Origin of the sequence: Streptomyces iconiensis (assembly GCF_028657195.3) — a bacterium.
Classification (GTDB): Bacteria; Actinomycetota; Actinomycetes; order Streptomycetales; family Streptomycetaceae; genus Streptomyces; species Streptomyces iconiensis.
Map to the genome: position 1 here is coordinate 13,166 of NZ_JANCPR020000035.1, position 23,279 is coordinate 36,444.

Genomic DNA, 23,279 nt, shown 5'->3' on the forward strand with positions numbered 1-23,279 from the left:
TGTCGCCAGCAGGGCGGGCAGCACTTGTGAACGCACCCGCCGAGTCCACAGGCTTGCGTCTCACGGAATGGTTCCGGCGCTCGTACCTTCGGTGCGACCGTGCGCCTCCAGCATTCCTTGTTCGGTCTTCTGAAGGGGGAACCATGGAGATGGGAAGCAGCGGCCATATCGCCGTCATCGGAATGGCGGGCAAGTTCCCGGGGGCTCGCGATGTCGACGAGCTATGGCAGAACCTTGTCGCGGGCGTCGAATCGATCACGTTCTTCAACGATGACGAGCTGCGGACAGCGGGTGTCAGCGAAGAACGGCTCGCCGACCCCAACTACGTGAAAGCGGCACCGCTTTCCCCGGACACCGAACTCTTCGATCCCGGGTACTTCGGAATGACGGTCCGCGAGGCCGAGGTGCTCGACCCGCAGCACCGCGCATTCCTTGAGGCGTGCGACGGGTCGCTCCAGTCGGCCGGTTATGCGCCGAGCAGCTTCTCCGGCCGTATCGGGGTGTACGGCGGCGTCGGGATCAACACCTACCTCGACCTCTATGTGAAGCCCAACCCGGACGCGTACAAGCTCCTGGGCGGCCTCACCGCGAACATCGCCAACATCAGCGACTACGTCGCCACCGGCGTCGCCTACCGGCTCGGCCTGGAAGGACCCGCACTCACCTGCCTGACCGCCTGCTCGACCTCGCTGGTCGCACTGCACCTGGCGTGCCAGGCGCTGCGCAACGGCGAGTGCGAGATGGCGCTCGCGGGCGGCGTCGAGGAATTCTTCCCCGAGATTTCCGGGTACATGTATTCCGAGGGCGGCATGTACTCGCCCGACGGGCGCTGCCGCGCCTTCGACGCGAAGGCGCGCGGCACCATTTTCGGCAGCGGCAGCGGTGCCGTTCTGCTGAAGCCGCTCGAAGCGGCGCTTGAGGACCGGGACAACATCTCCGGGATCATCAGGTCGACCGCCATCAACAACGACGGTTCGCAGAAGGGTGCCTTTTCGGCGCCGAGTCCCGCCGGCCAGTACGCGGCCGTGATGGACGCCTGGAACAAGTCGGGTGTCGACCCTTCGACCGTCTCCTATGTCGAGGCGCACGGCACCGGAACCTTCGTCGGAGACCCGATCGAAGTGAACGCGCTGAGCCGTGCGTTCCGCGCGCACACCGACCGCAAGCAGTACTGCGCCATCGGTTCCGTGAAAACAAATGTGGGGCATCTGGGAGCAGCCGCAGGAGTCGTCGGTCTCATCAAGACGCTGATGTCGATGCGGCACCGTATTCTGCCGCCGAGCCTGAACTTCGACGAGCCCAATCCGCAGATCGACTTCGACGCCTCACCGCTCTATGTGAACACCGAACTCTCCCCCTGGACGAGCGATTCGGGTCCGCTGCGCGCCGGGCTCAGCTCGTTCGGCGTCGGCGGCACCAACGCGCACGTCGTGCTGGAAGAGCCGCCCGCGCTGCCCGCTGCCACACCCCCGGCCCGCGACCACCAGCTCATCGTGCTCTCGGCGCGTACACCGACCGCGCTGGAATCCAGCGCCACCGCCCTCGGCGAGCACCTGCGCGAGCACCAGGACGAACTGCCCGACGCCGCCTACACCCTGGCCGTCGGCCGGGAGCAGCGCGCCGTACGCGGCTACCTGGTCGCCGAGGGCGCCGAGGCGGCTGCCGACCGGCTCGCTGCGGGTGTGCCGCAGCCCAGCCCCGCGCTGGTACCCGCCAGGGACACGGAGCGTTCCGTGGTCTTCCTCTTCCCCGGCCAGGGCGCGCAGTACGTGCAGATGGGCAGGGAACTCTACGAGCGGGAACCGGTGTTCGCCGCCGAGCTGGACTCCTGCGCCAAGGTGCTGGCCGAACACACCGGCTGGGACCTGCGCGAGGTGCTCCATCCCGTCGACGAGGGCGAGGTGGAGCGCGCGACCGAGCGTCTGAAGCAGACCGAGGTCACGCAGCCCGCGCTGTTCGTCTTCTCCTACGCGCTCGCCAGGCTCCTGGAGAGCTGGGGCGTACGGCCGGAAGCGTCGGCGGGGCACAGCGTCGGCGAGTTCGTCGCCGCGAGCCTCGCCGGGGTGTTCTCGCGCGACGACGCGCTGCGCCTGGTCGCCGACAGGGGACGGCTGATGCAGGGCCTGCCTTCAGGCTCGATGCTGTCGGTCCCGCTGGCCGAGGACGCGCTGCGGCCGATGCTCCCCGACGACGTGAGCGTGGCCGCCGTCAACGCGCCCCACGCCACCGTCGTCTCGGGCCCCGACGAGAGCGTCGAGGACCTCAGGGCGCTGCTGTCCTCGCAGGGCGTCGAGGGCCGGCTCCTGCACACCTCGCACGCCTTCCACTCCAGCATGATGGACCCGATCCTGGACGACTTCCGTTCCCTGGTCGCCGGCGTCGAACGCCACGAACCCGCCTCGCCGTTCGTCTCCAATGTGACCGGAACGTGGATCACGCCCGAGGACGCCGTCGACCCCGACTACTGGGCCAGGCACCTGCGCGGCGCCGTACGGTTCGGCGACACCGTCGCCCTGCTGGCCGAGGGCGGCAAGCGGGTGCTGATGGAGGTCGGACCGGGCAACACCCTGACCGTGCTCGCCCGCCAGCAGCTCGGTTCCGAGCGCGCGGGGCTCGCCGTGCCGACCGTGCGCCACGTCAAGCAGCGGCAGTCCGACGTGGCCGTGCTGCTCGGCGCCGTCGGCCAGGCATGGCAGACCGGTGTGCCGCTCGACCTGGGCACGCTGTGGAACGGTGAGCGCAGGGGCCGTATCCAGCTCCCTCCGGTGCCGCACGAGAAGATCCGCTGCTGGCTCGACGCCAAGCCCGGCGCCGCCGGTGGCGAGGCGGGCGCCCTGGAGGCGGCGGCGAGCGCCGAGACCGGCCCGTACTACGTGCCGAGCTGGCGCGAGCAGACGCTGCTCGGCGGCGTCACTGTCGACACCGAGGCGACCTGGCTCGTGTACGAGTCGGAGACAGCGCCCGTGACCGGACTGGTGGAGAGGCTGCGCGCAGCGGGCGCCACCACGTACGTCGTCAGGGCCGGCAGCGCCTTCGGCCGCGACGGCGAGTACGGCTTCACCGTGCGGCCCCGCGAACTGGCCGACCACATCGAGGTGTTCGGCGCGATCACCGCGACCGGTCCCTCCTCGCTGCGGGTGGTGCACGGCTGGCTGGTCGGCGACATCCCGGGCGAGACCCCGAGGGAGCGTGCGCGTACGGGCCTGGACATCGGGTTCTTCAGCATCCTGACCGCTGTGCACGCCGTCACCAGGAAGCTCGTCAACACCCCGCTGGACCTGGTGCTGCTCACCAGCGACGCGGAGCCGGTGACCGGCGGCGAGCGGATCGAGCCCGTCAAGTCGGGTGTGCTGGGCTTCGCCAAGCTGCTGCCGAAGGAGCTGGCCGACACCAGGTGCCGCGCCGTCGACGTCACGCGCGACGGCGTTCCCGGCACCCAGATCGGGCAGATCCTGCGGGAGATCGCGCACGGCGACGACGAGCGTGTCGTCTACCGGGGCGGGCGCAGGTGGGTGTGGGAGCACCAGGAAGTGGCGCTTCTGCCGGCGGGGGAGGGCGCCAGGTTCCTGCGGGACGGCGCCGTCTACCTGATCACCGGAGGGCTCGGCGGCATCGGCCTGGTGACGGCGAAGGACCTCGCGCGCAAGCACGCGGCCAAGCTGGTGCTGCTGGGCCGCAACGGGCTGCCGCCCCGCGCCGAGTGGGACGACCACCTGGCGGCCGATGAGGGCAAGGACGCGACCAGCGAACGTATCGAGGCGGTACGTGAGGTCGAGGCGCTCGGCGGCGAGGTGCTGGTCTGCGCGGCGGACGTGACCGACCCCGAGCAGCTGCGCGCCGTACGCGCCGAGGCGGAGAGCGCCTTCGGGAAGATCGACGTGGTGCTGCACGCCGCGGGCGTCACCGGCGGCGGCATGCTGGAGACGCGCTCGCAGGCCGATGCCGAACGGGTCATGGCAGCCAAGGTGTTCGGCACGCTGGCGCTGGAGGAGGTGTTCGCCGACGACGTGGACGCGCTGGTGCTCTACTCCACCTTCGCGATCTTCACCGGCGACTTCGGCCTCGGCGACTATGTGTCCGCCAACGCGATCATGGACGCCTACGCACACGCACGGGCCGCACGGGGCGGCAGCACACATGTCGTGGCCGTCAACTGGCCGATCTGGCAGGGCCTGGGCATGGCCGACCAGGTGGACGCGCCTGACCTGCTCCTCGACTTCGAGATGGGCGACCGCTACCAGGAGGTCGCACACCCGCTGCTGGGCAGCAGGCTGATCCGGGCGGGCAACGACAACACCATCTTCGTCAAGAGGCTCTCCACCGACGACTGGGTGACGGCCGAGCACACCGTCGCCGACCGCCCGACGATGCCGGGCACCAGCCTCATCGAGATGGTGCGCGCCGCCTACCAGGAGGCGACGGGCTCCCCGACCTGCTCGATCACCAACCTCGTCTTCCAGCGCCCGCTGTCCTTCGACACCTCGCACTCGGTGCACATCCTGCTCGTTCCCGAGGGCGCCGAGCGGTTCACCGTCGTCATCAGGGACGCGGACAACGACGACGGCCCGGTGCTGGACTACACCACGGCCAAGGTCGGGCCCCCGGCGAGCACGCCGGCGCCCGTCCACCCGCTCGACGAGTGGCGCGCGCACTGCAGCAACCCGGACGAGGGCGAACGCCTGGAGAAGTCCGAGGGGCTGGTGTGGCTCGGCGACCGCTGGGACAACATCGCCGGCCACTGGCGCAGCGACCTCGCCGAGGGCGGCAGGTTCGACGAGCTGGCCACCCTCGAACTGGCCGAGAAGTACCGCGCCGACCTGGACGACTTCCTCGCGCACCCGGCGGTCCTCGACTGCGCGACCTCCATCGCGCAGCACATCATCGGCACCGGCGAGGGTTCGTACCTGCCGTTCGGCTACGACAAGATCGTGGTACGGGCCCCACTGCCGGCCAGGGTGCACAGCAGGATCCAGCACCTGGACGACACCAAGGGATCGCTGGTGCGCACCAACGTGACCGTCGTGGACGACCAAGGCAATGAACTGATCGCCATCGAGGGCTTCACGCTGATCGCGGTCGGCGGCGCCGACGCGCTCCAGGCAGCGGCGGCCGATACGTCCTCCGCGAGCGCCGTTCCCTCGCAGGGGGCCGCGCAGGGCGGGTCTTCCGTGGATGTCGGCAAGCAGCTGGAGCTGGCCCTGTTGCGGGTCAACGAGCGGGAGTTCGGCATCCGTGCCGAGGACGGCTACCCGATGCTGTGGGACCTGTTCGACTCCGCCGTCGCGCCGCAGCTCATCATCTGCCCTGACAGCTTCACCCGGCGCCTCGGCTTCGCCAAGGAGGTCACCAGGGACGCGCTGCGCGAGCAGCTCGCCGCCGCTCCGCAGCGCACCGTCACCGCCAGCCCGCGCAACCTCGCGACGCCGTACGTGGAGGCGGAGACCGAGGCCCAGCGGGTGATCGCCGAGATGTGGGCGGAGACCCTCGCGGTGGACGCCATCGGCATCGACGACGACTTCTTCGACCTCAACGGCAACTCGCTGGTGGCCGTCCAGCTCGTCGCCCGTATCCGCGAGCGGTTCGACGTGGACATCGCGGTGGCCAGCCTGTTCGAGGCACGCACCATCCGCGGCCTGGCCCAGGAGATCGAGAACTCGCTCCAGGCACTCATCGAAGGGCTGTCCGAGGAAGGGGCGGCCAGCAAGCTGGCCGCGAACGCGAACTGACCCGGAACCGGCCGCGGACCGGCCCGTGCGGTGCGGGCGACCCCGCCGTACGGGCCGGGTGACCTCGCTGTACGGGTCGGGCGACCCCTCCGTACGGGTCGGCGGTCGGCCACATGAACCGAGCAGCCGGCCCGTCAGGACCGGGCAATCCGCCGGGCAACCCGCCGTGCGGGCCGCAGCGCCACGAGGAAGGAACACACGCGCATGTTCGACGACGAAGACAACCGCGACTACACCGTGGTGATCAACGACGAGGAGCAGTACTCGATCTGGCCCACGGGGCGCGAGGTACCCGCCGGCTGGCACGAGGTGGGCGTCTCGGGTGCCAAGGACGTCTGCCTGGCCCACATCAAGGAGGTCTGGACCGACATGCGGCCCAAGAGCCTCCGCGACCAGATGAGCGCCCGGTCGGCATGACGGGCGACCACGGCGCGGCCAGGACGAGCGGCATCGTGCTGGAGGGGCAGGACATCCCGGTGTCCGAGCTGATCCGGCGGGCCAGGATGGTGGAGAAGGCCGGGGTCGACTCGGTGTGGCTGGTGCAGCTTCCGACCATCAGGGACAGCGCGAGCGTTCTGGCGGCCCTGGCCGTCTCCACGGAGACGGTCCAGCTCGCCGCGGGAGTGCTGCCCTACTACAGCCGCCCGCCCGTGGTGATGGCCCAAACGGCCGCCACCGTCGACGAGTTGTCGGGCGGCCGGTTCCGGCTGGCGCTGGGGACGGGGCACCGGATGATCGCCGAGTGGAGCCTCGGCAGGAAGCCGGGTCCCCCGGTGGCCGAGATGCGCGAGTATCTCGGCGCCGTACGCGATCTGCTCCACGACGGCGAGGTCAACGCCGCGGGCGACTGGTACCGCGCACACGCGCTCTACAGCTCACCGCGCCGCGAGACCCAGCCGGTGTACCTGGGCGCCTTCGGGCCGAAGATGCTCCGGCTCGCCGGTGAGCTGGCCGACGGGATCGCCCTGTGGATGTGCACCCCGCAGTACGTGCATGACGTCGCACTGCCCGAACTGCGGGCCGGGCTGCGGCAGGCGGGGCGCGATCCCGAGGGCTTCCCCGTCACGGTGATGGTCCCCGGCATGGTCTCCGACGACCTGGAGACCGACCGAGAGGTGCTGCGCAAGTACCTGTCGACGTACGCCCGCGTGCCCAACTACCGGCGCATGTACGAGGCGAGCGGATTCGCCGACGAGGTGCACAGCAGCCGCATCGGTGACCGGCTCCTCGACGGCGTCGGTGTGGTCGGAGACGAGGAACAGGTCAGAGCCGGCGTCGCGCGCTATCACGACGCCGGCGCCGACGAGGTCGTGCTCACCCCGATGGCCAGCGCCCACTACGACCCCGTGCTGCTCCAGCGCACGGCCGAGGCGCTGGCCGGTTGACCCGCGAGGCGGCTTCGGCCGGAACGGAGGAAACTGTGGTTGCTGAGGCAGCGGGCGTGCCAGGCACCCTGCCGGCGCTCGTCGAGCGCTGGGCGGTGCGCACCCCTGACGTGTGCGCGGTGCGCGAGGGCGAGCTGACCCTGACCTACGCCGAGCTGGACGCCGCCGCCTCGCGGCTGGCCCGTACGCTGCGCGCCACCGGGGTGGGCACCGAGGATGTCGTCGGGGTGCACACCGGACGCGGGCTGCGGCTGGTGGTGGCGGTCCTCGGCGTGCTCAAGGCGGGCGCCGCCTTCCTGGCGCTGCCCCGCGACCTCCCGGCCGCCCGCCTGGCGGGCCTCGCCGCGGACGCGGGAGCCACCGCGCTGGTCACGGTTACGGACCTGCGTGCGGGGCTGCCCGAACTGGGCTGCCCCGCGGTGGTGTTGGCCGAGACCGGACTGGGGAGTGGGACCGGGCCCGAGCCCGAGACCGGACCCGGGGGCGGGGCCAGGCCCGAGGACGGCGCGTCCGGTGGGCCGCTGTCCGGCGCCGGCCCGTCCCATGCCGCGTACGTCATCTACACCTCCGGTTCCACCGGAACGCCCAAGGGCGTGGTGGTGGAGCACGGCGCCGCGGCGGCCCATGTGCGGGCCATGGCGGACCGCATCGGAGTCGTTCCCGGTGACGAGGTGCTCCAGATGGCGGGGGAGTCCTTCGACGTGGCCGTTGAGCAGCTCTTCGTGGCGCTGGCCTCCGGCGCGACGGTGGCGCTGCGCGGCGACGAGCCCTGGGGGCCGGCCGAACTCTGCGCCGAGCTGCGCAGGGGCCGGGTCACGGTCGCCGACCTGCCCACGGCGCTCTTCGCCGAACTGGTGAGCGCCCCGGGCGCCTACGATCTGCCGGAGGTGTTCGCGCGGGTGCACACCGTTCTGGTCGGCGGCGAGGCGTTCCCCGCCGGCGCCCTCGACCGGTGGCGGGCCGCGTTCGCGTCCGCCGGGCACGCGCCCCGCGTGGGCAACGCGTACGGACCGACCGAGGCCGTGATGACCGCCACGCTGTGGCTCACGGAACCGGCCGCGCCCGACGCCGCCGTCACACCCGGCCCCGGCCCCGGCCCCGGCACCGCGCCGGACGCCGCCGCGACGTCGGGCGCTGCCGCCACCGCCCGTTCGGTCCCGGTCGGCACCGTCGTCGCGCCGCGTACCGTACGGCTGCTGGACGGCGAACTGGCGCCCGCCGACGGCGCCGGAACGCCCGGTGAGCCCGGTGAGCTGTACGTCGGCGGTCCTGCGCTGGCCCGTTGCTATCTCGGGCGGCCCGAGCTGACCGCGGCGCGCTTTGTGCCCGATCCGGCTGGGCCGCCGGGTTCCCGGATGTACAGGACCGGGGACCGTATGACGGCGGCGCCCGACGGTGAACTGACCTTCGTGGGCCGGGTGGACGACCAGATGAAGGTCAGCGGCTTCCGGATCGAGCCCGGCGAGATCGAGGCGGCCCTGGTGAGCCACCCGGCCATCGGCCAGGCCGCGGTCACGGCCGAAGGCGACCGGCTCGTCGGCCACCTGGTCTCCGCCGAGGCGGGGTCCCGGCTGCCCGTCACCGCGCTCAGGGACTGGCTGGGCGCGCGGCTGCCCGGCTGGATGGTGCCGACGGCATGGGCCTGGCTGGACCGGCTGCCCGTCACGGCGAGCGGCAAGATCGACCGGGCGGCTCTGCCCACGGCCCGCTCCGACCGCGCGGACGCCGGCAGGCCCTACGAGCCGCCGCGCGACGCCACGCAGCGTGCCCTGTGCGCCGTATGGGCCCGCGTGCTGAACCTGCCCGAGGTGGGCATACACGACGACTTCTTCACGCTCGGCGGCACCTCGCTGCTCGCCGCACGCGCGCTCGCCGACATCCGTACCGAACTGGCGGCCGACCTGCCGCTGCGTACGCTGTTCGCCGCTCCCACACCGCTGGAGCTGAGCGCGGCGCTCGCACAGGGCGGCGCCGGCGCCCCCACGCTGCCGCCCGTGGTGCGTGGCGAGCCGGGCGGCACGGCGCCGCTTTCTCTGATGCAGCGTCAGGTGTGGGTGGTCGAGCAGATATCGCCCGACAGCTCCGCCTACAACGCGCCGACCACTCTGCGGCTGCACGGCCCCCTCGACCTCGTACTGCTGGAGCGCGCCCTCAGCGAGATCGTGCGCAGGCACGAGATCCTGCGCACCACCGTGGAAGAGCGTGACGGCGAGCCCGCACAGATCGTGCACGCGCCCTACGCGGTGCCTGTGCGGGAGCTGGACCTGCGCGGTGAGCCCGACCCCGAGGCCGCAGCCGAGGAGTTCGTACGGACGGACATCGGGGTCCGCTTCGACATCGCCACGCTGCCCCTGATCAGGTGGACGGCGCTGCGGCTCGCCGAGCAGACCTGGGAACTGGTGCTGGTCGAGCACCATCTCGTGCACGACGGCTGGTCGTTCGCGCTGCTGGTGGACGAGCTGAGCCGGGTCTACACCGCGCTCGCCGAGGACCGCACACCGGAGCCGCCCGCTCCGGCCCCCCGGTACCAGGACTTCGCACGCTGGCAGCGACAGGAGCTCGAAGGCCCCGTGATGCGGGCCCAGCTCGACCACTGGAAGCGGCAACTCGACGGCGCGCCCCAGCACTTGGACCTCCCCTACGACGGGCCGCGTGCCGAGCACGACGACACCAGGGGCGCGGTGCACCGGATGGAGCTGCCCGCGGCGCTCTGCGCCCGGCTGCGGGAGCACAGCAGGGAGAACGCCGCGACCCTGTTCATGACGATGCTCGCCGGATACGCGGCCCTGCTGCACCGCTACAGCGGCCAGAACGAGGTCTGCGTGGGCTCGGCCTTCGGCAACCGTGGCGTGCCCGGGACCGCCGGGGTGCTCGGCATGTTCGTCAACCCGGTGGTGCTGCGCTGCGCCGTACGCCGCCAGGGAGAGCCGGAGCCGGGCTTCGCCGACCTGCTGGAGCGGGCGCGCGAGGTGGTGCTCGACGCGCAGGCCAACCAGGAACTGCCGTTCATGGAGCTGGTCAGAGAGCTGGACCCGCCGCGGGCGCCGGGCCGCAACCCGGTCTTCCAGGCCATGCTCAACTTCGACGACTCGCCGCTTTCCGAACTGCGGCTCGGGCCCGTGGCGGGCAGCTACCTCGAACGCAACAACGGCACCGCGAAGCTGGACCTGTCGGTGCTCGTGGTGCCACGCGCCGAACGGCAGCTCGGCACGCCCAGCGCCGAACGGGACCGCAGGATCACCCTGATCTGGGAGTACAGGACCGACCTGTTCGCACCGGAGACCATCGAGCGGCTGGCCCAGGGCTACGCCGAGCTGCTCGAAGCCGCGCTCGCCGACCCCGCGAGGCCCGTCTCCGAACTGCCCGCCGGGCGGCCCGTTTCCGTGGCTGACACGGCAGCCTCCGACGGCAGCGGGACACGTACGGGGGCCGCGCTCGGCACGCCGGCGACCGTGCCCGAACTGTTCGCCGCCGCCGTCGCCAGGGACCCCGGGGCCGTCGCGGTCACCGAACCCTCCGGCGCCGAGCTGACCTACGGCCGCCTCGACGGCGCCGCCAACCAGGTGGCGCACGCGCTCGCCGCACGCGGAGTCGGAGCCGGTGACGTCGTCGGGCTGCACCTGCCCAGGTCGGCCGCGCTCGTGGTGGCCATGCTGGGCGTGCTCAAGGCGGGCGCCGCCTATCTCCCGCTCGACGCGAACGGGCCCGCCGCGCGGCTCACCGACGTGCTGGACGACGCCGGACCCCGACTGGTCCTGACCTCTTCCGCGCCGATCTCTTCCGCGCCGACCTCTGCCGCGCCGACCTCTGCCGCGCTCGGCTGCGACGTTCCCGTAGCGCACGACGTTCCCGTAGCGCACGGCGTCCCCGTACTGCACGGCGTCCCCGTACTGCACATGGAGGCGCCCGAGATCACCGGGGCCGCGCGTACGGACCCGGGAGTGCCGATCGCCCCCGGCGAACTCGCCTACGTCATCTACACGTCGGGCTCGACAGGGCGGCCCAAGGGTGTGTGCATTCCGCACCAGGGCCTCGTCGACAAGTACCGGGCGTGGGAACTGGCGTACGGGCTCGACGGCCCGCGTGGCACGCATCTGCAGATGGCGTCCCCGGTGTTCGACGTGTGCACGGGCGACGTCTTCCGCGCGCTGCTCTCCGGCGGCCGGCTGGTGCTCTGCCCGCCCGACACCCTGCTCGACCCCGGCCTGCTGCTGGCCCTGATGCGGGACGAGCGGGTGGACCACGCGGAGTTCCTGCCCTCCGTGCTGCGCCTCCTGGTCGATCACGCCGAGCGCGTGGGCGAACCTCTGCCGCCCGCGCGGCTGTTCGCGGTGGGCGGCGAGGCGTGGAGCGGCGCCGATCACCGGCGCTTCCGGGCCGCAGTGCATCCTGACACGCGGATCCTCAACGTCTACGGCGTCACCGAGGCGACCGTCGGCAACACCTACCATCGGCCGACCGAGCACGACACCGGCGTGCTGCCCATCGGCTGCCCGCTGCCGGGCGTACGCGCCGCCGTACTGGACACGGCCGGCCGGCCCGTGGCGCCTGGCGTCGTCGGAGAGATCTTCCTCGGCGGCACCGGACTCGCCCGCGGCTACCACGGCGACCCGGCGCGCACCGCCGTACGGTTCGTCCCCGACCCGGACCCCACCGTGCCGCAGGGCAGCCGCCGCTACGCCACCGGAGACCTGGGCCGCCACCGGCCGGACGGCGTCATCGAGTTCCTGGGCAGGAGCGACGACCAGGTGAAGGTGCGCGGCTTCCGGGTGGAGCCCGCCGAGATCGAACAGACACTGCGCGCGCACCCACGGGTGGCCGAGGCGGTGGTGACGGCACGCGCGGGCGCCGACGGCGTCCGGCTCGTCGCCCACTGCACAACGGTGCCGCCCGCGTCTCCGGATGCGGCCGGGTCTCCGGGAGCGGCCGGCTCTCCTGACCAGGACGTGGTGGCCGAGGAGGTCAGGGAGTGGCTCCGTGCGCGGGTGCCCGGCTATCTGGTGCCCTCCGCCTTCATGGTGCTGCCCGCACTGCCGCGTACGGCCAGCGGCAAGGTCGACAGGAACGCGCTGCCCGAACCCGTACCGGCCGACCGGGGGAGCGGCGCGGCGGGTGCCGAGCCGCGCACGGAGGCGGAGCGCTCCGTCGCGCGCATCTGGCAGCAGGTGCTCGGCGTCGAACGGGTCGGCCTGCGGGACGACTTCTTCGACCTCGGCGGGCACTCCCTGCTGGCCGTGCGCCTGGTCGCCAGGCTCCGCGCCGAACTGGACCTCGTCCTCACGGTCCGGGACCTGATCACGGAGGCCACCGTGGAGGGCGTCGTGGGCCGCGCCGCCGCGGCACCAGCCGACGGCGGACACGCGCCCGCACCGACCGCCCGTAACAGGAAGCGGGTGGACCCCATGCGGTTCGACCAGCAGGAGAGCACGGGATGAGCGACGAAAAAACCGGGGCGGGGCAGTCCGTTGTGGCCGCCGAAGCCTCCGAGGAACAGCGCCGTCTGCTGCTGCTGGAGCAGCTGGCAGGGGACACGGCGCTCTACAACGTCCACTTCGGCTTCCGCTGGCACGGGGAGGTCTCGGCCGGCCTGCTGGAGGCGGCGCTCGCCGCCGTGGTCGCCCGGCACGAGGTGCTGCGCACCACGTTCAGGTCCCTCGAAGGAGAGCCGCAGCAGATCATCGCGGAGCGGGGTACGGCACGGCTGGTGCGTACGGTGCGCGAGGGCGTACCGGAGGAGGAGCGCCCGCACGAGGCGCTGCGGCTGGCGGGCGCGCACGCGCGTGCTCCCTTCGACCTGGCCCGGGGGCCGCTGCTGCGGGCCGAGCTGGTGTCGTTCGCCGCGGACGACCACGCCTTCCTGCTGACGCTGCACCACACGGTGTTCGACGGCTGGTCGGCCGGTGTGCTCTTCGACGAGCTGTCCGAGCTGTACGCGGCGGGCGCCGAGGACAGGCAGGCACGGCTGGAGCCGCTTCCTCTCCAGTACTCCGACTTCGGGGACTGGCAGCGCGAACTGCTGGAGTCCGGGGCCTGGGACGGGCAGTCCGACTATTGGGCACGGCGCCTCGGCGAGGCTCCGGCGGCGGCCGAACTCCCCGCCGACAGGGCCCGGCCCGCGAAGCGCAGCTTCCAGGGAGAGCTTGTCGAACTGGCGCTCCCCGCCGCCGTCGGGTCCGCCGTTGACGCGGTGTGCCGCAGCCACCGCTGCACCCGCTTCGGCGTGCTGTTCGCCGCTTTCGCCGCTCTGCTGCACCGGTTCACCGGGGCGGACGACCTGGTGGTCGGCACCGTCGACGCAGGGCGCGGCAGGCCCGAACTGGAGCCGCTGATCGGCCTGTTCACCAACACCCTCGCGCTCCGCGTGCCGGTGCGCGGAACCGAGTCGTTCGCCGAACTGCTCGACACCGTGCGTACCTGTGTCGCCGAGGCGCAGTCGCACCGCGATGTGCCCTTCGCCCGCGTCGTGCGGCGGGTGAGCCCGGCACGCTCACACAGCCACAACCCGCTGTTCCCGTTCATGTTCGACGTACAGCCGGGAGGGGCCGACAGGCTGCGGCTGCCCGGAGTGCGCAGCGCGCCGCTGCGCGTGCGGGACCGCCGCGTCTCCCTGTTCGACCTGTCACTGTCCGTCGAGACCGGCACCGAAGGCACCCGCCTGGTCGCGGAGTTCGCCACCGACCTGTTCGACCGCGCCACGGTCACCCAACTGCTCGGCTCCTACCGCACGCTGCTGGCCGCACTGCTGGCAGCGCCCGACCGCGCCGTGGGCGAGGTACCGCTGCTCACGCCCGAGCTGCGGACGGCGCTGCTGGTCAGGCACGAACGCGCCGTCGGTACGCCGCAGGTGCCGCCCGTCACCGAACTGCTCGCACGCCGGCTGCGCGAGGGAGGCGCGGCACCCGCCGTCATCGGCGCCGACGGCGCGGCCCTCAGCTACGCGCGGCTGGACATCTGGTCGGCGGCCGTCGCGTCGGCGCTCACCCGTGCGGGCACGGCGCCGGGCGACACCGTCGCGCTGTACCTCCCGCGCTCGGCGGGTGCCGTCGCCGCGATCCTCGGGACCCTGCGGGCCGGCGCGAGCTATCTGCCCCTGGACCCGGCGCAGCCCCGCTCCCGTACCGAGGCGATCCTCGCCGCCGCACGGCCGGCCGCCGTGCTGGCACCGCACGGCGCGCTGGACGGGCTCGACACCGGCACCGCCGTGCCCGTCGCCCTGCCGCCCGAGCGCGGAGAGGCCCCCTCGGGCCCCGTGCCCTGGTACTCCGCGCACCGCGACGCGCTCGCCTACACGCTGTTCACCTCCGGCTCGACCGGCACCCCCAAGGGGGTCATGGTCACCAGGGGCGGGCTCGACACCTACGTCGCGGCAGACCTGGACGTCTACCGGCTCACGCCTGCCGACCGCGTCCTGATGTTCACGGAGCTGACCTTCGACGTCAGCGCCGAGGAACTCTTCCCCGCACTCGCGGCGGGAGCCGCACTGGTGCTGCGTACCCCGCTGATGCTGGAGACCCCGGCCGACTTCTTCGCCGAGTGCGACCGGCTCGGCGTCACCGTCACCCACCTGCCGACCGCGTGGTTCCACCAGCTCGCCGCCGGACTGGACGACGGCGTACGGCCGTCGGCGGCCCTGCGTGCGATGGCGATCGGCGGTGAGGCGCCGGGTCCCGCGCAGGTCGCACAGTGGCGGGCCGCCGTGCCGGACATGCTGCTGACCAACGTGTACGGGCCCACCGAGACCACGATCGTCGCGACCCTCGCCACCCTCGCCGGAGGGCAGGGACAGCCGCACACCGGAGACCGGGTCCCGCTGGGCGAGCCCCTTCCTGGCGTCTCCTGCCATGTGCTCGACGGCCACCTGGAGCCCGTACCGCCGGGCGCCGTCGGCGAGTTGCACATCGGCGGCGCCGGTCTCGCGCGCGGCTACCTCGCTGACCCGGCCCGCACGGCGGCCTCGTTCGTGCCGCACCCTTTCGCGGCCGGGCAGCGGCTCTACCGCACAGGAGACCTCGTACGCCGGTGCGCCGACGGCGGCCTGGAGTACCGGGGCCGCACCGACCAGCAGGTCAAGATCCGGGGCTACCGCGTGGAGCCGGGAGAGGTGGAGGCCGCGCTGCTCGCCATCCCCGGCGTCGTCGCCGCCGTGGTCGTCCCGCACCCCGACAGGACCAGCCTGGTCGCCTACGCCGTTCCGGCACCGGGCGCCCAACTCCCTGCTGCGGCCGAGCTGTCGGACGCGCTGGCGAACACCGTGCCGTCCTACCTCGTGCCCTCGGCCTTCGTGGAGCTGCCGGAGATCCCCCTGACCCCGCACCACAAGGTCGACGTGGCAGCGCTGCCCGCTCCACCCGCACGCCCGGCCGCCGCGCCCCGCGCGGCACCGGCCGAAGGCGCCGAACGCGCCGTCGCCGCTGTCTGGCAGCAGGTGCTGGGCGTGCCCGCGCTCAGCAGGCACGACGACTTCTTCGCACTCGGCGGGCACTCGCTGCTCGCCACCCAGGTCATCAGCAGGCTGCGCCGGGAGTTCGGCACGTCGGCCCGGTTGTCCCTGCTGTTCGAGCGGCCCGTGCTCGCCGACTTCGCCGCCGGCCTCGACCACGCGTCCGCACCCTCGGGACCTGCCGCACCGGCGCTGGTGCCGCGTACGGCGCTTACGGCGCATCCGGCCGATGCGACGGCCGAGCTGACGGCCGGCCTGTCGGCCGAGGAGATCACGGCGTTGCTGGGCACCACAGGCACGCCTTTCGAGGGGCGTAAGGGACGGGGGCAGGGATGACACGGACGCACGGAGCCGCACCCGAAGGGGAGGCGGAACCTCTCGCGGGGCGCCGCGAACTGCTGGCCAAGCGGCTGGCGGCGGGCGGTACCCGGATCTGCCCCGTATCGGCCGCGCAGCGCAGGCTGTGGTTCGAGGACCAGCTCAGGCCGGGCCGTACCGACTACACCGTGGTGTGGCCGCTGCGGCTGACCGGACGCCTGGACGTCCAGGCGCTGCGCGCCGCGCTCACCGCGCTCGTGGCACGGCACGAGGTGCTGAGGACCCGCTTCGTCGGCGTCGACGGCGAGCCGGTGCAGGTCGTCGACCCGCCCGCCACCTTCGACTGCCACCTCACCGACCTTTCTGCGGCCCCCGGTCACGCCCCTGATCCGGCCCACGGTCCGGCCCATGGTCAGGCGGCCGGTCCGGTCCTCGGACTGCCCCCGGCCACCAGGGAGGCCCCGGTCCTGGACGAGGCCCCGGTCCTGGACGAGGGGCCGGTCCTGGACGAGGGGCCGGTCCTGGACGAGGGCAGGGCCCGGGACGAGGCCACGGACGCACGGGTGCGGGAGCGGGTCGCCGCCGCCGGGGCACGTCCGTTCGATCTGGCGTCGGGGCCGCTGTTCGCCGCCGAGGTGCTGCGCGAGGACGCGCGCCGGCACGTGCTGGTGCTCGCCGCGCACCACATCGTGTTCGACGGCTGGTCCTGGGCGGTTCTGCTGAGCGACCTGTCCGCGCTCTACGAGGACTTCAGCGCGGGCGGCGAGGGCGATGTGCTCAAGCCGCTGCCCGTGCAGTACGGCGACTACGCGGTGTGGGAACGGGAGCTGCTGTCGGGCGAGACGCTGACGGACCATCTCGGCTTCTGGCGCGAGCACTTGAGCGGTGCGCCCGAAACCCTCGACCTGCCCACCGACCTCGATCCCGGGCCCGCGGGGCGCTCGGGCGCCGGCGCCCGCCGTGCGGTGTCCGTTCCCGCAGGAGCCGCCGGGCGGCTGGCCGCGCTGTGCGCCGAGGAGGGCGCGACCACGTTCATGGGCGTCCTCGCAGCCACCGGGGTCGTGCTCGGCAGGTACGGCGGCGTCGAGGACGTCGTGCTCAGCACGCTGGCCGCCAACCGTTCACAGCCCGAACTCGAAGACCTCATCGGCTTCTTCGTCAACCCGCTGCCGCTGCGCGTCGACCTCTCCGGCTCCCCGACCTTCCGCGAACTGCTCGCGCGCTGCCGCGCCACGGCCCTGGGCGCCTTCGCGCACCAGGACCTGCCGTTCGACCGGCTCATCGAGGAGCTGGCCCCCCGCCGCACCCCGGGAGTCACCCCGTACGCGCAGGTGGCGCTGGTGATGCAGAACGGGCCCGAAGAGCCCGCGACGCTGGGCGGGCTGGGGGCCGAGTCGCTGCACACCGAGGCCCGTACCGCCACCTTCGACCTCTCCCTCCAGGTGTGGCCGGCGGCCGACGGTGGCCTGGACGGCTTCGTCGAATACGCCACCGACCTGTTCGCCGAACCCACCGCGCTGCGCTTCGCCGGGCACGTCAGAAGCGTCCTGGAACAGCTGGCCGCCGAACCCGACCGCCCCATGGGCGAGTTCGCGCTGCCGACGGGCGACGAGCTGGCCACGGCGCTGGCACAGGCACGCCCCGCCCCGGCTCCCGGGGAATCCGTGCCGGCGCGGGAGCGCGCCACCCCGGCCTGCCTGCACGAGCTGGTCGCGGCTCAGGCCGCCCGTATCCCCGACGCACCGGCCGTACGCTGCGGCGACGAGACCCTTACGTACGCGGAGCTGGACCGCGCGGCCGAGGCCGTCGCCACCCGGCTGCGCGCGGAGGGCGTCGGCACCGAGGACCTCGTCGGCGTGTGCGTGCAGCGCTCCCTGTGGTCCGTCACGGCCCTGCTCGGTGTGCTCAAGGCGGGTGCCGCCTATCTGCCGCTGGAGCCCGACAACCCGGCCGACCGGCTCGCGTATGTGATCGCCGACTCAGGGGCGCGCACCGTTCTCGTCGAGACGGACCTGCGCGACGAGTTGCCCGCCGGCGGGTTCCGCACGGTGCTGCTCGAAGAGGCGCTGCGTACCCCGGTGGTCCCGGTGGCACAGGTGACGCCCGCGGACCCGGCGGCCTCGGCAACGTCTCCGGCCCTCGCGGCCCCTCCGGCCCCGGTGGCGCACCGCGCGGAGGTGTCCCCTGACAACCTCGCCTACGTCATCTACACCTCGGGCTCGACCGGGCTGCCCAAGGGCGTCGCCGTCACCCACCGCGCGGCCGTCACCCGTGTCCACGAGCCCCGGTTCGTCTCGCTCACCGAACAGGACGTGATGCTGCACGCGCTGGCACTCTCGTTCGACGTCTCCGTTCTGGAGGTGTTCGGCGCGCTCACCAACGGCTGCCAGCTCGCGGTGCTGCCGGGGAAGGCGATGCCCGAACGGGTCGGCGCCTTCCTGCCCGCCTACGGGGTCACTGTCGGCTGGCTGACGGCAGCTCTCTTCCACGCCGTCGTGGACACGGCGGGTGAGGGCCTCGCGGGCATGCGCACCCTGATAGCGGGCGGCGACCAGCTCTCCACCCACCACGTCGAACGCGCCCTCGCCCTGCTCGACCCGTCGGCGCTCCTGGTGAACGGTTACGGTCCGACCGAGGCCGCCATCTTCGCCAGCACCCACCCGATGCGGGCGAGCGGCGGAGCCCAGGGCCGCGTCCCCATCGGGGCGCCGATCCCGGACACCGAACTGTTCGTCATGGACGCCCAGTTCCAGCCCGCGCCCGTCGGTGTCCCCGGCGAGCTGTTCATCGGCGGTGACTGCCTCGCGCGCGGCTACCTCGGCCGTCCGGGGCTGACCGCCGAGCGGTTCCTGCCGCACCCGCTCGGCGGCCGTGGCGCACGTCTCTACCGCACCGGCGACCTCGTACGCCGCAGGGCGGACGGGCTGCTGGAGTTCCTCGGCCGTACCGACCACCAGGTGAAGGTGCGCGGATTCCGTGTCGAGCTGGGCGAGATCGAACAGGTGCTGCGCGGGCATCCGGCCGTCGGCGAGGCGGTCGTGGTGGCCAGGCCCGACGAGCGCGCCGAACAGACCCTCGTCGCCTACGCCGAGCCGCTGGCCGGCCTGACCCCGCACACCGGCGAGCTGCTGGAGCACTGCCGAGGCGCTCTCCCCGGCTACATGGTGCCCGCCAGGATCGTCGTGCTGGACGCGCTGCCGCTCAACCCGAACGGCAAGGTGGACCGTGCGGCGCTGCCGGAAGCCGACGGGGCCCGGCCCGACCTGAACACCGGCTATGTGGCACCGCGCGGTCCGCTTGAGGAGACCGTCGCCGGGGTCTGGCGCGAAGTCCTCGACCTGGACAGGGTCGGCGCGCACGACGACTTCTTCGACCTCGGCGGGCACTCGCTGCTGGCCAGCAGGCTGCTCGCCCGGGTACGCCGCACCTTCGACCGCGATCTGCCGCTGGCCGTGTTCTTCGCCGGGCCGACCGTTGCCGCGCTGGCAGCCGCGCTGGAGAGCCGGCTCTCCGACGGTACGCAGACCTCGCGCCCCGCGCCGCGCGCCGGTGCACGCCCCGACCCGCTGCCCGCCTCGCTCGGCCAGCGCAGGCTGTGGTTCGCGCACCAACTGGACCCGGACAGCGTCGACTACACGATCGTGTGGCCCCTGCGGCTGTCCGGCGCGCTGGACACCACGGCGCTCCGCAGCGCCCTCGACGGCGTGACGGCCAGGCACGAGGTGCTGCGTACGCGCTTCGGCAGCGTCGCGGGCGAGCCGGTCCAGCTCATCGACGATCCCGGCGAAGGGCTCGACTGCGCCCTCACCGACCTGAGCGGCCTGCCGCGTGGCGAGCGCGCCGCTGTGGTCGGGGAGCGGATCGCCGCTGCCGGAGCGCACCGGTTCGACCTCGCGGCCGACCGGCTGCTGCGGGCCGAACTGCTGCGGGTCTCCGAGCGGGAACACGTACTCGTGCTCTGTGTGCACCACATCGTCTTCGACGGCTGGTCCGCCTCGGTACTGCTGCGCGACCTCGCCGCGCTGTACGAGGCCGAGCTTGCCGCCCCGTACGGGGGCGAACTCTCCGGGCTGTACGAAGGTGAACTCTCCGCGCTGTACGACGGCGAAGTCGCCCTGCCGCACGAGGGCGAGGGCGAGGGAGTGGGCCCGGACGGGGACGCGGACGGGGGCGAGGACGCGGCCGGGGGCGTGGGCGCCGGAGGACGCGACGGCGGCGGTGGCCTGCCTCCGCTCGCCGTGCAGTACGGCGACTACGCGGTGTGGGAGCGCGACTGGCTCTCAGGGCCCGTGCTGGAAGGGCAGCTCGACCACTGGCGCGCCCAGCTCGCGGGGGCGCCCGAGAGCACGCGGCTGCCCACCGACCTCGGTCCGCCGGAGCAGGGCGGCCGTTCCGGCGCCGGGGCCCGGCACGACGTGGCACTGCCGGGCGCCACCGGGGCCGCGCTGTCCGCGTTCTGCGCCCGTATCGGCGCGACCCCGTTCATGGGGCTGCTGGCCGCGCTCGGCGTGGTGCTGGGCCGCTACGGCGAGACCGAGGACGTGGTCGTCGGCACATACGCGGCGAACAGGAACAGGCCCGAACTGGAGGAGCTGGTCGGCTTCTTCGTGAACACGCTGCCGCTGCGCATCGACCTGTCGGGGGACCCCGGCTTCCGCGAACTCGTCACCCGCTGCCGCGCCGTGGCGCTCGGCGCCTTCGCCCATCAGGACGTGCCGTTCGACCGGCTGGTCGAGGAGCTGGCGCCGCGCAGGGGAGCGGCGGGCGCCACGCCATATGTGCGGGTGGCCCTGGTGATGCAGAACGTGCCCGACGAGAAGGTCTCCCTCGGCGGGGTCGAGGTGGAGTCCCTGCCGTCCGACACCACGTCGGCCACCTTCGACCTCGCACTGCACGTGTGGCCGAACCCGCGCGTCGGCACCGGACGGGACCGAGAGGGCGGGAACGGCGCCGGCGGGGAAGGCACACGCGGGGCCGGCACACGCGGGGCCGGCGCGGGCGCTGAGGACGGAGGGTTCGCCGGATTCGTCGAGTACGCCACCGACCTGTTCACCCGTGAAGCAGCCGCGCGCTTCACCGGCCATGTGCGCCAGGTGCTGGAGCAGGCGCTCGCCGAGCCTGACCGCCCGGTACGCGAACACACCCTGCTGACCCCGCCCGAGGCCCACGCACTGACCGCGGGCGCCGACGGCGGCACCGAGCGCTTCCCCGGCGAGCGCTTCCCCGACGAACGCTTCCCCGAGGAGAGCATCGCCGCCCGCTTCCTGCGCCAGGCCGGACGCACCCCGGCCGCGGCGGCGTACCTCGTGGAAGGAACCACGCTCAGCTACGCGGAACTGGCCCGCGACAGCGCCGAACTGGCCGCCCGGCTGCGGCTCAGCGGCGTCGGCCCCGAGACCCCGGTCGGCGTCTGCCTGCCCCGTGGCCGCCTGCTGCCCGTCGCCGCGCTGGGCATCTGGCGGGCGGGGGGCGCCTACCTTCCGCTGGACCCGGAGAGCCCGCCCTCCCGGATCGCCCACCTGGCCACCGACTCGGGCGCCCGCCTGACCCTCACCGACACGGCACACGAGCACCTGCTGCCGCCCGGTGCGCCCCGGCTCGTACTGGACGCGGCGCCGGACGGGACGACGGAGTACGGGACGACGGAGTACGGGACGACGGAGTACGGGACGACGGGCGGGACGACGGAGTACCGGGCGACGGACAGGGCGACGGAGTACCGGGCGACGGACAGGGCGACGGTGGGGGCATCGGCGGCCGGCGCCATGGCTGCTTCCGGCACTGGGGCAGCGGCGTACGACGACCACGCGGCGCCGGGGTCCGGCGTCGACGCGCTCGCCGCCGTGATCTACACCTCCGGCTCAACGGGCCTGCCCAAGGGCGTGGCGCTGACCGCGCGTTCGGTCCTCAACCGGATCGACTGGATGGCCTCTGCCTGGCCCCTCAGCGCCGACGAGGTCATGTGCCAGAAGGGCCCGCCCGGCTTCGTCGACGGACTGTGGGAACTGCTCGGCGGCCTCCTGCACGGGGTACCGACCGTCGTGGCACCGCCCGAGACGGGACGCGACCCCCGAGCACTGACCCAACTGCTCGCCGAACACCGGGTCACCAGGCTGCTGGTGGTCCCCTCGCTGCTGCGCGCGCTGCTGGAGATCCCCGGCCTCGCGGAGCTGCTCCCGCACCTGAACCGCTGGGTCAGCTCGGGCGAGGAGCTGCCCCCGCAGCTCGCGCGGCTGTTCGGCGAGCGGATGCCGGGCCGTGAGCTGCGCAATCTCTACGGTTCCTCCGAGGCGTGGGACGCGCTGTGCCAGCCCAACGGCGCCGGAACCGAACCCGGAACGGGAACCGAACCCGATGCCGGACCGGTCACAGGACCCGGTGCCGGCCGCCCGGTCCCGGTCGGCGTGCCCGTCAGCAATGTGCGGGCCCATGTGCTCGACAAGGAGCTGCGCCTCGTACCTGCCGGGGTGACCGGCGATCTCCACGTGGCGGGCGCGTGCCTGGCCCGTGGCTATCTGGGCAGGCCGGACCTGACCGCCGAGCGGTTCGTGCCCGATCCCTTCGGCGCGGCGGGCGGCAGGCTCTACCGCTCAGGGGACCGCGCGGTACGCAGGGCGGACGGCCAGATCGAGCTGGCGGGCAGGGCCGACCTCCAGCTGAAGATCCGCGGCATGCGGGTCGAACCCGCCGAGGCGGAACGGGCGTTGGAGGACCTGCCCGGTGTCCGGCACGCCGTTGTCACCGGCCGTACCAGGCCGGGGACGGGCGACCAGGGCCTGGAACTGGTGGCGTACGTCGTGCCGGAGGCCGGGGGCACGGTGGAGGTGCAGGATCTGCGCGCCGCACTGGCCCGCGTCCTGCCCCGGCACCTGGTGCCCGCGGTCTACACCGTGCTCGGCGAACTGCCGCTCAACACCAGCGGCAAGGTCGACCGCGCCGCACTGCCCGAGCCGGAACCTCAGGACCGTACGGAAACGAGGGCGGCGGCGGACAGCGGCGAGCAGACGACGGATCAGGAGCGGGCGGTGTCGGCGCTGTGGGCGGAACTGCTCGGCGTGCAGACCGTCGGCCCGCACGAGGACTTCTTCGACCTCGGGGGCCACAGCCTGCTGGCCATGCGGCTCGTGGACGGTATCGCCGAGTCGTTCGGCGTCCGTTGGGGCGTACGCACGGTGTTCGAGCACCCCACCGTGCACCTCCAGAGCCGGCTTCTGCATGCGTCCGAAGGCCCGTCGCCGAACGGCCTTCCACAGGGCGGCCCCACGCGAGACGGCCTTCCACAGGGCGGCTCCACGCAAGACGGCCCTCCACAGGGCGCTCCTGCCCGGGCTGACGACCCGGCACAGGAGACGTGATGGCTGAGTCACCGAACAGACCGCGGCACACCGGACGTGTCCGGACGACAACCAG

The 23,279-nt window shown here is 73.0% G+C and carries 6 protein-coding genes; all 6 read left to right on the forward strand.

Going from position 1 to position 23,279, the window contains the following annotated elements; translation table 11 throughout:
* The first annotated feature begins 143 nt into the window (after positions 1–143).
* The 6 genes from NMN56_RS29485 (at position 144) to NMN56_RS29510 (ending at position 23,224) form a co-directional block, all read left to right on the forward strand.
* Positions 144–5,726, forward strand: coding sequence for a type I polyketide synthase (locus NMN56_RS29485; RefSeq protein ID WP_274042105.1), 5,583 nt, complete (start codon positions 144–146; stop codon positions 5,724–5,726).
* Between the two features lie 204 nt (positions 5,727–5,930).
* Complete coding sequence (locus tag NMN56_RS29490) at positions 5,931–6,143, forward strand: MbtH family protein (RefSeq protein ID WP_274042106.1); 213 nt, start codon at positions 5,931–5,933, stop codon at positions 6,141–6,143.
* On the forward strand, positions 6,140–7,111 hold the full coding sequence (locus NMN56_RS29495) for an LLM class flavin-dependent oxidoreductase (protein WP_274042107.1): 972 nt from the start codon (positions 6,140–6,142) through the stop codon (positions 7,109–7,111). The genes NMN56_RS29490 and NMN56_RS29495 overlap by 4 nt, the downstream gene beginning before the upstream one ends.
* Before the next feature lie 35 nt (positions 7,112–7,146).
* Complete coding sequence (locus NMN56_RS29500) at positions 7,147–12,546, forward strand: non-ribosomal peptide synthetase (RefSeq protein ID WP_274042108.1); 5,400 nt, start codon at positions 7,147–7,149, stop codon at positions 12,544–12,546.
* Complete coding sequence (locus tag NMN56_RS29505; RefSeq protein ID WP_274042109.1) at positions 12,543–15,887, forward strand: amino acid adenylation domain-containing protein; 3,345 nt, start codon at positions 12,543–12,545, stop codon at positions 15,885–15,887. Before NMN56_RS29500 ends, NMN56_RS29505 begins: the two co-directional genes overlap by 4 nt.
* Positions 15,884–23,224: a non-ribosomal peptide synthetase gene (locus NMN56_RS29510; RefSeq protein WP_274042110.1), complete on the forward strand. Its 7,341-nt coding sequence runs from the start codon at positions 15,884–15,886 to the stop codon at positions 23,222–23,224. The genes NMN56_RS29505 and NMN56_RS29510 overlap by 4 nt, the downstream gene beginning before the upstream one ends.
* Positions 23,225–23,279 lie beyond the last annotated feature (55 nt).

Bases quoted from the DNA above. Each gene is read 5' to 3' on its own strand.
- NMN56_RS29490 (WP_274042106.1), top strand. From the start codon at position 5,931: ATGTTCGACGACGAAGACAACCGCGACTACACCGTGGTGATCAACGAC.
- NMN56_RS29495 (WP_274042107.1), top strand. From the start codon at position 6,140: ATGACGGGCGACCACGGCGCGGCCAGGACGAGCGGCATCGTGCTGGAG.
- NMN56_RS29505 (WP_274042109.1), top strand. From the start codon at position 12,543: ATGAGCGACGAAAAAACCGGGGCGGGGCAGTCCGTTGTGGCCGCCGAA.
- NMN56_RS29485 (WP_274042105.1), top strand. From the start codon at position 144: ATGGAGATGGGAAGCAGCGGCCATATCGCCGTCATCGGAATGGCGGGC.
- NMN56_RS29510 (WP_274042110.1), top strand. From the start codon at position 15,884: ATGACACGGACGCACGGAGCCGCACCCGAAGGGGAGGCGGAACCTCTC.